The 7,792-nt window shown below is 70.6% G+C and carries 7 protein-coding genes; 3 read left to right on the top strand and 4 right to left on the bottom strand.

The features are described from left to right. The coding region (locus BGM09_RS24960; protein WP_188283951.1) for an Rv3235 family protein at nt 1–405 on the top strand (405 nt) is incomplete at its 5' end. Nucleotides 406–509: 104 nt separating this feature from the next. Here BGM09_RS24960 and secA read toward each other — a convergent pair. Continuing rightward, complete coding sequence (secA, locus tag BGM09_RS24965) at nt 510–3,320, bottom strand: preprotein translocase subunit SecA (RefSeq protein WP_188283952.1); 2,811 nt, start codon at nt 3,318–3,320, stop codon at nt 510–512. A gap of 218 nt (nt 3,321–3,538) precedes the next feature. On the opposite strand from secA, the gene BGM09_RS24970 reads away from it, so the two are divergent. Both BGM09_RS24970 and BGM09_RS24975 read left to right on the top strand, forming a co-directional pair. Beyond that, entirely contained in the window at nt 3,539–4,144 is a 606-nt protein-coding gene (locus BGM09_RS24970; protein ID WP_188283953.1) for a GNAT family N-acetyltransferase, read from the top strand. Nucleotides 4,145–4,291: 147 nt separating this feature from the next. Beyond that, on the top strand, nt 4,292–5,479 hold the full coding sequence (locus BGM09_RS24975; protein WP_188283954.1) for a winged helix-turn-helix domain-containing protein: 1,188 nt from the start codon (nt 4,292–4,294) through the stop codon (nt 5,477–5,479). Nucleotides 5,480–5,707: 228 nt separating this feature from the next. Here BGM09_RS24975 and BGM09_RS24980 read toward each other — a convergent pair whose 3' ends face one another. From BGM09_RS24980 to BGM09_RS24990, 3 genes are all read right to left on the bottom strand, one after another. Next, complete coding sequence (locus BGM09_RS24980; RefSeq protein ID WP_188283955.1) at nt 5,708–6,448, bottom strand: response regulator; 741 nt, start codon at nt 6,446–6,448, stop codon at nt 5,708–5,710. 113 nt (nt 6,449–6,561) lie between these two features. Further along, nucleotides 6,562–7,248, bottom strand: a complete 687-nt coding sequence (hpf, locus tag BGM09_RS24985) for a ribosome hibernation-promoting factor, HPF/YfiA family (RefSeq protein ID WP_188283956.1) — start codon at nt 7,246–7,248, stop codon at nt 6,562–6,564. Between the two features lie 279 nt (nt 7,249–7,527). Continuing rightward, nucleotides 7,528–7,792 (bottom strand): phosphoribosyltransferase family protein (locus BGM09_RS24990; protein ID WP_262928411.1); only part of this gene is annotated, 265 nt, incomplete at its 5' end.

The following is a 7,792-nucleotide window of genomic DNA, read 5'->3' on the forward strand; positions in this document are numbered from 1 at the left end:
CCGGCCGCGCCGGGACTGGGACCGGGACCGGGACAGAGACCGGCGCCGCGCCCGCCCGCGCCGCACCTGTGGTTCGCCAGGCGCCTGCTCGACGTGCTGACCGGGCGCAGCCCCGTGACGTCGCTGGCCGGGCGCGTCAGGGACGAGGCGTATCAGCGGCTGTGGGAGCTGCACGGCGCCCGCGCCGACTGGCGGCTGCGGGCCCGCGGCCGTACCCCCTACGTGTACCGGTGCCGCTGTTTCCGCACCGCGGACGGCGCTCTGGAGGTGGCGGCCGTCGTCGCCCTGGACAGGGACGTCTTCCGCGCCCTGGCCTTCCGGCTCGAACCCTCGGGGCCCGCCGCGCCGCCCTCCGCGGGCTACGGGCCGGCCCGCTGGCGGTGCACGGCGGTCCAGGCGGGCTGACCTTCCGCGGGTGGGCGTCGTCGACGCGGCACGGCCGCGGGGCCGGACCCACTCCTCGTGGGTCCGGCCCCGCGGCCGTGTCCGGTCAAGCGCGCCGCACGGCGTCACTTCTTGCGGCGGCGCCCGCCCTTGGCGGCCTTGCGGCGCTCGGCGCGCGTCTGGCCCTCCTCGGCGGAACCGCCGTCGCCGGCGTCGACACCCGCGAAGTCGCCCTCGACCACACCGCCCTCGCCGTCCACGGACGGCGCGGAGAAGTGCAGCCGGTCGGCGCGCTTGGGAGCGTCGAGGCCCTTGGCGCGGATCTCCGGCCTGGCGTCCTTGGTCAGCGAAGGCGCCGCGTCCTGCGGGGCGTCGCTGAGGGCCGCGTCCACCGGGACCTCCTCGACCTGCTGCTCGACCTGGACCTCCAGGTTGAACAGGTAGCCGACGGACTCCTCCTTGATGCCGTCCATCATGGCGCCGAACATGTCGAAGCCCTCGCGCTGGTACTCCACCAGCGGGTCGCGCTGCGCCATCGCGCGCAGCCCGATGCCCTCCTGGAGGTAGTCCATCTCGTACAGGTGCTCACGCCACTTGCGGTCGAGCACCGACAGCACCACGCGGCGCTCCAGCTCGCGCATGATGTCCTCGGAGAGGGTCTTCTCGCGCTCCGCGTACTGCTCGTGGATGTCGTCCTTGACGGACTCCCCGATGAACTCGGCGGTGATACCGGCCCGGTCGCCCGCCGCGTCCTCCAGCTCCTCGACGGTGACCTTCACCGGGTAGAGCTGCTTGAAGGCGCCCCACAGCCGGTCCAGGTCCCAGTCCTCGGCGAAGCCTTCCTTGGTCTCCGCGTCGATGTACGCGTCGATGGTGTCGTCCATGAAGTGCTGCACCTGCTCGTGCAGGTCCTCGCCCTCCAGGACGCGGCGGCGCTCACCGTAGATGACCTCGCGCTGCCGGTTGAGCACCTCGTCGTACTTCAGGACGTTCTTGCGGATCTCGAAGTTCTGCTGCTCGACCTGCGACTGGGCCGACGCGATGGCGCGGGTGACCATCTTGTTCTCGATCGGCACGTCGTCCGGCACGTTGGCCATCGCCATGACGCGCTCGACCATCTGCGCCTTGAACAGCCGCATGAGGTCGTCGCCGAGGGAGAGGTAGAAGCGGGACTCGCCGGGGTCGCCCTGACGGCCGGACCGGCCGCGGAGCTGGTTGTCGATGCGGCGCGACTCGTGCCGCTCGGTGCCCAGCACGTACAGCCCGCCGAGTTCCACGACCTCCTCGTGCTCGGCCTTGACGGCCTGCTCGGCACGCTCCAGGGCGTCGGGCAGCGCCGCCGCCCACTCCTCGACGTGCTCGACCGGGTCGAGGCCGCGCTGCCGCAGCTCCGCCTCCGCGAGGTCGTCGGGGTTGCCGCCGAGCTTGATGTCGGTGCCGCGGCCGGCCATGTTGGTGGCCACGGTCACGGCGCCCTTGCGGCCCGCCTGCGCGACGATCGACGCCTCACGGTCGTGCTGCTTGGCGTTGAGCACCTCGTGCGGCACGCCGCGCTTGGAGAGCTGCGCCGACAGGTACTCGGACTTCTCGACGGAGACGGTGCCGACCAGGACCGGCTGGCCCTTCTCGTGCTTCTCGACGATGTCCTCGACCACGGCGGCGAACTTCGCCTCTTCCGTGCGGTAGATCAGGTCCGGCTTGTCCATCCGGGCCAGGTCCCGGTTGGTCGGGATCGGGACGACGCCGAGCTTGTAGATCTGGTGGAATTCGGCGGCCTCGGTCATCGCCGTACCGGTCATGCCGCAGAGCTTGTCGTACAGGCGGAAGAAGTTCTGGAGGGTGATCGTGGCGAGCGTCTGGTTCTCGTCCTTGATGTCCACCCCTTCCTTCGCCTCGATCGCCTGGTGCATGCCCTCGTTGTAGCGGCGGCCCGCGAGGATACGGCCGGTGTGCTCGTCGACGATCATGACTTCGCCGTCCATGACGACGTAGTCCTTGTCGTTCTTGTAGAGCTCCTTGGCCTTGATCGCGTTGTTCAGGTAGCCGACCAGCGGGGTGTTCACCGACTCGTAGAGGTTGTCGATGCCCAGCCAGTCCTCGACCTTGGTGACGCCGGTCTCGTGGATGGCGACGGTGCGCTTCTTCTCGTCCACGTCGTAGTCGCCGGTCTCCTCCTTGCCGAGGCTGCTCGCCTCGCCGCGGTTGAGCCGCTTCACCAGGCGGGCGAAGTCGCTGTACCACTTGGTGGCCTGGTCGGCCGGGCCGGAGATGATCAGCGGCGTACGGGCCTCGTCCACCAGGATCGAGTCGACCTCGTCGACGATCGCGAAGTTGTGGCCGCGCTGCACCAGCTCGTCCTTCGACCACGCCATGTTGTCGCGCAGGTAGTCGAAGCCGAATTCGTTGTTGGTGCCGTAGGTGATGTCGCAGGCGTACATGGCGCGGCGCTCGGCGGGCGACATGTTCGCCAGGATGCAGCCGACCTCGAGGCCGAGGAATTTGTGGACGCGGCCCATCCACTCCGAGTCGCGCTCGGCGAGGTAGTCGTTGACCGTGATGAGGTGGACGCCCTTGCCGGAGATCCCGTTCAGATACGCGGGCAGGGTGCCGACCAGGGTCTTGCCCTCGCCGGTGCGCATCTCGGCGACATAGCCGAGGTGCAGGGCGGCACCGCCCATGAGCTGGACGTCGTAGTGACGCTGTCCGAGCACGCGCTTGGCGGCCTCACGGACGGTGGCGAACGCCTCGGGCAGCAGGTCGTCGAGGGACTCGCCCTCGGCGTACCGCTCCTTGTACTCGTCGGTGAGGGCCCGCAGCTCGGCATCGGTGAGGTTGACGAAGTCCTCTTCGATGGAATTGACCTGGTCCGCGATGCGGTGCAGTTTGCGCAGGATCTTGCCTTCGCCTGCACGCATGAGCTTGTTGAAGACGGACACGTAGGCTGGCTCCTTGCCGGTCGGGCCTGGCGCGGTGGGCCCGCACCCGGCACAGCGGGGTTTGATCTGCCGATGTCTGCCGATGGCTTTCTGCCAGTGGCTGTCCGCCGATGGCCCCGCTGCAACGGCCATCGTAAGCGAGGAGACCAGCGGGCCGGGAGGCCCCGAGGTGCCAAAACGGTTTTCCACAGCCGACGGCTCTCCTCAATACTGCGTCCATGGAGCCGATCACCCTCACCACCGAGCGCCTGCTGCTGCGTCCGCTGGCCCCGGACGACGCCGAGGCGCTGTATGTGGCCTGCCAGGATCCCGATATTCCGCGCTGGACTGCGGTGCCCTCGCCGTACACCCACGAGAACGCGGCGGACTTCGTCGGCCGCATCTGCCCCGAGGGCTGGCGCGACGACACCATGTACAACTTCGGCGTCTTCACCGCCGACGGCGGCGCGCTCGTCAGCTCGATGGGCCTGCTGCGGTTCGGTGCCTCCGGCCTGGCCGGGCCCGAGCGGCAGGCCGAGCTGGGCTACTGGACGGCGAAGGACAAGCGCCGCAAGGGCTACACCGCCGAGGCCGGGCGCGCGGTCTGCGCCTGGGCCTTCGATGCCCTCGGCGTCGAGCGGATCGAGTGGTACGCGGAGGCGGGCAACGACGGCTCGCGCGCCGTCGCCCGCTCCGTCGGCTTCGTCATGGAGGGCACCGTCCGTTCCAAGATCCTTTACGCGGGCACCCGCCGCGACGCCTGGAGCGGTTCCCTGCTGCCGACGGACTGGGACCGCGAGGGCAAGACGCCGTACGAGCCGTATCCGCCCGGCGCCGCGGCCTGAGGCTCCTTCGTCGCGGGAGCGGGCACGGGGCCCGCGGGCTTTCCGTACGGAGCGGGGGGCTGCGGGCTGCGGGAGGTTGACGCAGGTCAGCGGGGCTTGGCGGTGCTTGGACGGTGCTTGTCAGTGGTCGGTTCTACGCTGTCCGGCATGACACCGCTGCCGCCTCCTGCGCTCACCCTGTCCGCCGACGAAGCCCGCAGGCTCGCCTTGCGGGCGCAGGGGTTCCTCGGTGCTCCCGACCGGCGGGCCGGGACGCGCGGGGTGCTGCGCACGCTGGGCGCGGTGCAGCTCGACACCATCTCGGTGCTGGCCCGCTCGCACGAGCTGATCCCGTACGCGCGGCTGGGCGCGGTCGGCCGCGAGGAGGTCGAGGAGGCGTACTGGTCGGGCGACCACGCCTTCGAGTACTGGTCGCACGCGGCCTGCGTCCTGCCCATCGAGGAGTGGCCGCACTTCGCCTTCCGGCGCAGGGCGCGGCGGGCCCGCGGCCACCGCTGGCACGTCCTGGAGGACGCCGAGCGCTCGTGCGCCGCCGTCCTGGACCAGCTCAGGGCCGAGGGCCCGCTGAATTCGACGCAGCTCGGCGGCGCGAAGAACGGCGGCCCGTGGTGGGACTGGTCGGAGACGAAGATCGCGGTGGAGTGGCTGCTCGACACCGGCGAGGTGGTCTGCACCCGGCGGCGCGGCTGGAAGCGGATCTATGACCTGGCCGAGCGGGCGGTGCCCGACGCGCTGCTCCACGACGACCTGGACGACACCGAGTGCGTACGGCGGCTGGTCGTCCAGGCGGGCGCGGCGATGGGGGTGGCCACCCGCGCGGACCTCGCGGACTACCACCGGCTCAAGGGCGAGCAGGTGATGTCGGTGATCGACTCGACCGGCCTGGTGCCGGTCGAGGTCGAGGGCTGGTCCAAGCCCGCCTGGGCCGATCCCGCGGCGCTGGCGAGCGAGCCGCGCGGCAGGCACCGTACGACGCTGCTGTCGCCGTTCGACTCCCTGATCTGGGACCGGCCGCGCACCGAGCGGATCTTCGGCTTCACGCACCGGCTGGAGGCGTACACCCCCAAGCCCAAGCGGATTCACGGCTACTTCGCGATGCCGTTGCTCGCGGGCGGGCGGCTGGTCGGCCGGGTCGACCCGGCGCGCGAGGGGAAGACGCTGGTGGCCCGGCAGGTCACGCTCGACGGCCCGAAGGCCGTGCAGCCCGCGGCCGACGCCATCGCGCACGCGGCGGGCTGGGTGGGCTGCGAAGACGCGCGGGTGGAGCGGGTGCTGCCGGAGCCGCTGCGCGAGCCGCTGGAGGCGGCGCTGAAACTGACCCACGACCGCCGCTGAGCGGTACGGCCCCAGGGGGGCCGAGACAGTGGGTCCGGGCGTTGCCGGGTCCGGGCGGCCCGGGGGCGCGCCCGGACCCGGCAACGCCCCGCACATCATGGACGCGAAGTCCCCGCCGGGCCACACGCGGCCAGGGCCCGTCCGGCGGATCACGAACGGCCGCTTCGGCACCTGGAGCGTGCGAGCGCGAGGCACTGCCTGGTCCGCCTGCGATCCGCCGGACACGCCCTAGCGGATCTCCAGGATCTTCTCGCGCATCGCGTAGACCACGGCCTCCATCCGGGAGTGGAGCTGAAGCTTCTCCAGGATGTTGCGGACGTGGTTCTTCACCGTGTTCTCGCTGATGAAGAGTTCCTTGGCGATGTCCCGGTTGTTCAGTCCGGTGGCCACCAGCTTCAGCACCTCCAGCTCCCGGTCGGTGAGCTTGGGCGCGGGCAGCAGCCGCCGCTCGTCGGTCCGCTGGATCATCGACTTGAACTCGGTCAGCAGCTTCGACGCCATCGACGGACTGATCTGCGACTGTCCGTCCGCCACCGCGCGGATCGCCGTCGCCACCTCGTCGGTGGAGATCTCCTTGAGGAGATAGCCGGTGGCACCGGCCTTGATCGCCTCGTAGAGGTCGGCTTCCTCGTCGCTTATCGTCAGCATGATGATCTTGGCGCTGGGCGCGACCTCCTTGATCGAGGTGCACGCCTCGATCCCGCCGCGCCGCGGCATCCGCACATCCATCAGCACGATGTCCGGCAACAGGTCGGCGGCCTTGTCGACCGCCTCCGCGCCGTCCCCCGCCTCACCGATGACCTGGATGTCCTCCTCCTGCGCGAGCACGATCTCCAGGCCCCGCCGGAAGAGCGCGTGGTCATCGACCACCAGCACCCGAATGGGCTCCGCACGCGCCGGACCGGCAGATTCCTCGTACGGGATCTGACCACGCTCGCCGGTGGTTCCGCGCTCAAAGCTCTCCGGCATCAGATCCTCCCCCTCAGACCAGAGTTGACCACCGGTCCAGCATTTCACGTCCAGGCACGGTGGTGCCCCCGGGACGGCCCGGGGGCACCGGTTGCAGCCCTGGGGCGTGGCCGCTAGCGGCGCAGTACGCCGCCCGCGCCCGCCGGTTCTTCCACGGTGCTCTCGTCCGAGTTCAGATGAATCACGCCGTAGTCGTAACCGTGCCTGCGATAGACGACACTCGGCTGCTTGGTCTCGCTGTCCACGAACAGATAGAAGTCGTGCCCGACCAACTCCATCTCGTAGAGCGCCTGGTCGAGTGCCATCGGCGTGGCCGCGTGGGTCTTCTCGCGCACCACCAGCGGGCCCTCGCCGTGCACCTCCAGCGGACCGAACCTCGTGGTGGGCACACTGTCCGTGCCCGGCCGGTCGACGGCCAACTCCCCGTCCCCGTTGATGGTCGCCGCGTCCGGCACCGTCGCGGCCACCTCGGCCGCCGGGATCCGGCCGTTCCCACGACGGGTGTGGCGCTTGCTCGCGGCCTTGCGCAGCCGCGCCTCCAGCTTCGACACCGCGATGTCCAGCGCCGCGTACGGGTCGGCCGCCGCGGCCTCGGCCCGGACGACCGGGCCCCGGGTGTTGAGGGTGATCTCCACCCGGTCGGCGTGGTCCGCCTGCCGGGGGTTGAGCTCCTTGGACACCTCGACGTCGAGGCTGATCACCTTGCCGTCGAGCTTCTGGATCTTGTCCAGCTTCTCGGCCACGTGCTTCCGGAACCGCTCGGGCACCTCGGTCTTGCGGCCCTTGACGACGATGTCCACGCAGAACTCCGTTCCCGGATCGCCCCGGGCTACCGGAGGCGATCCCTTTCGCTGAGGCCAGTTCGGGTACCAGTCCCGTCCGGCGCTGCGTTGGCTGCCGCTCCGCCTCCCGGGGCTGACCGGGGACCACGAAGCCGCGGCTTTCACCTCCTCCTGCCCCACTGGGAAGATCAACACCCCACGGCGTTCACTTCCCTATCCCCCGAACATAGTCCCGGAGTGCGGAGGTCGGCATCCTCAGCGACGCCATACCCCCTTCCGAGTGAATATGCGCCGCTACTACCTGCAAGGACGCGCATCCGAGTGGAGTTCCGGATCGTGCGGACCGGCCACCACCGCCGCCCCGGCGACCCGGCCCCCGGCCGCCGTCACCGCCCGCGCCGCCACGGTCAGTGAGGCTCCGGTGGTCATCAGGTCGTCCACCAGCACGACCGGCGCCACCGTCAGCAGCGCCGCCGACCCGCCGGCCACCGCCACAGCGCCCGCCAGATTCGCCGGCCGCCCGGCCGCGCCGAGACCGGACTGGTCCGCCACCGGCCGCCGC

The organism is Streptomyces sp. CBMA29, from assembly GCF_014596445.1.
GTDB lineage: Bacteria > Actinomycetota > Actinomycetes > Streptomycetales > Streptomycetaceae > Actinacidiphila.

Excerpts from the sequence above, each read along its gene's own strand:
- BGM09_RS24975 (WP_188283954.1), top strand. The coding sequence starts at position 4,292 with ATGACACCGCTGCCGCCTCCTGCGCTCACCCTGTCCGCCGACGAAGCC.
- BGM09_RS24980 (WP_188283955.1), bottom strand. The coding sequence starts at position 6,448 with ATGCCGGAGAGCTTTGAGCGCGGAACCACCGGCGAGCGTGGTCAGATC.
- BGM09_RS24970 (WP_188283953.1), top strand. The coding sequence starts at position 3,539 with ATGGAGCCGATCACCCTCACCACCGAGCGCCTGCTGCTGCGTCCGCTG.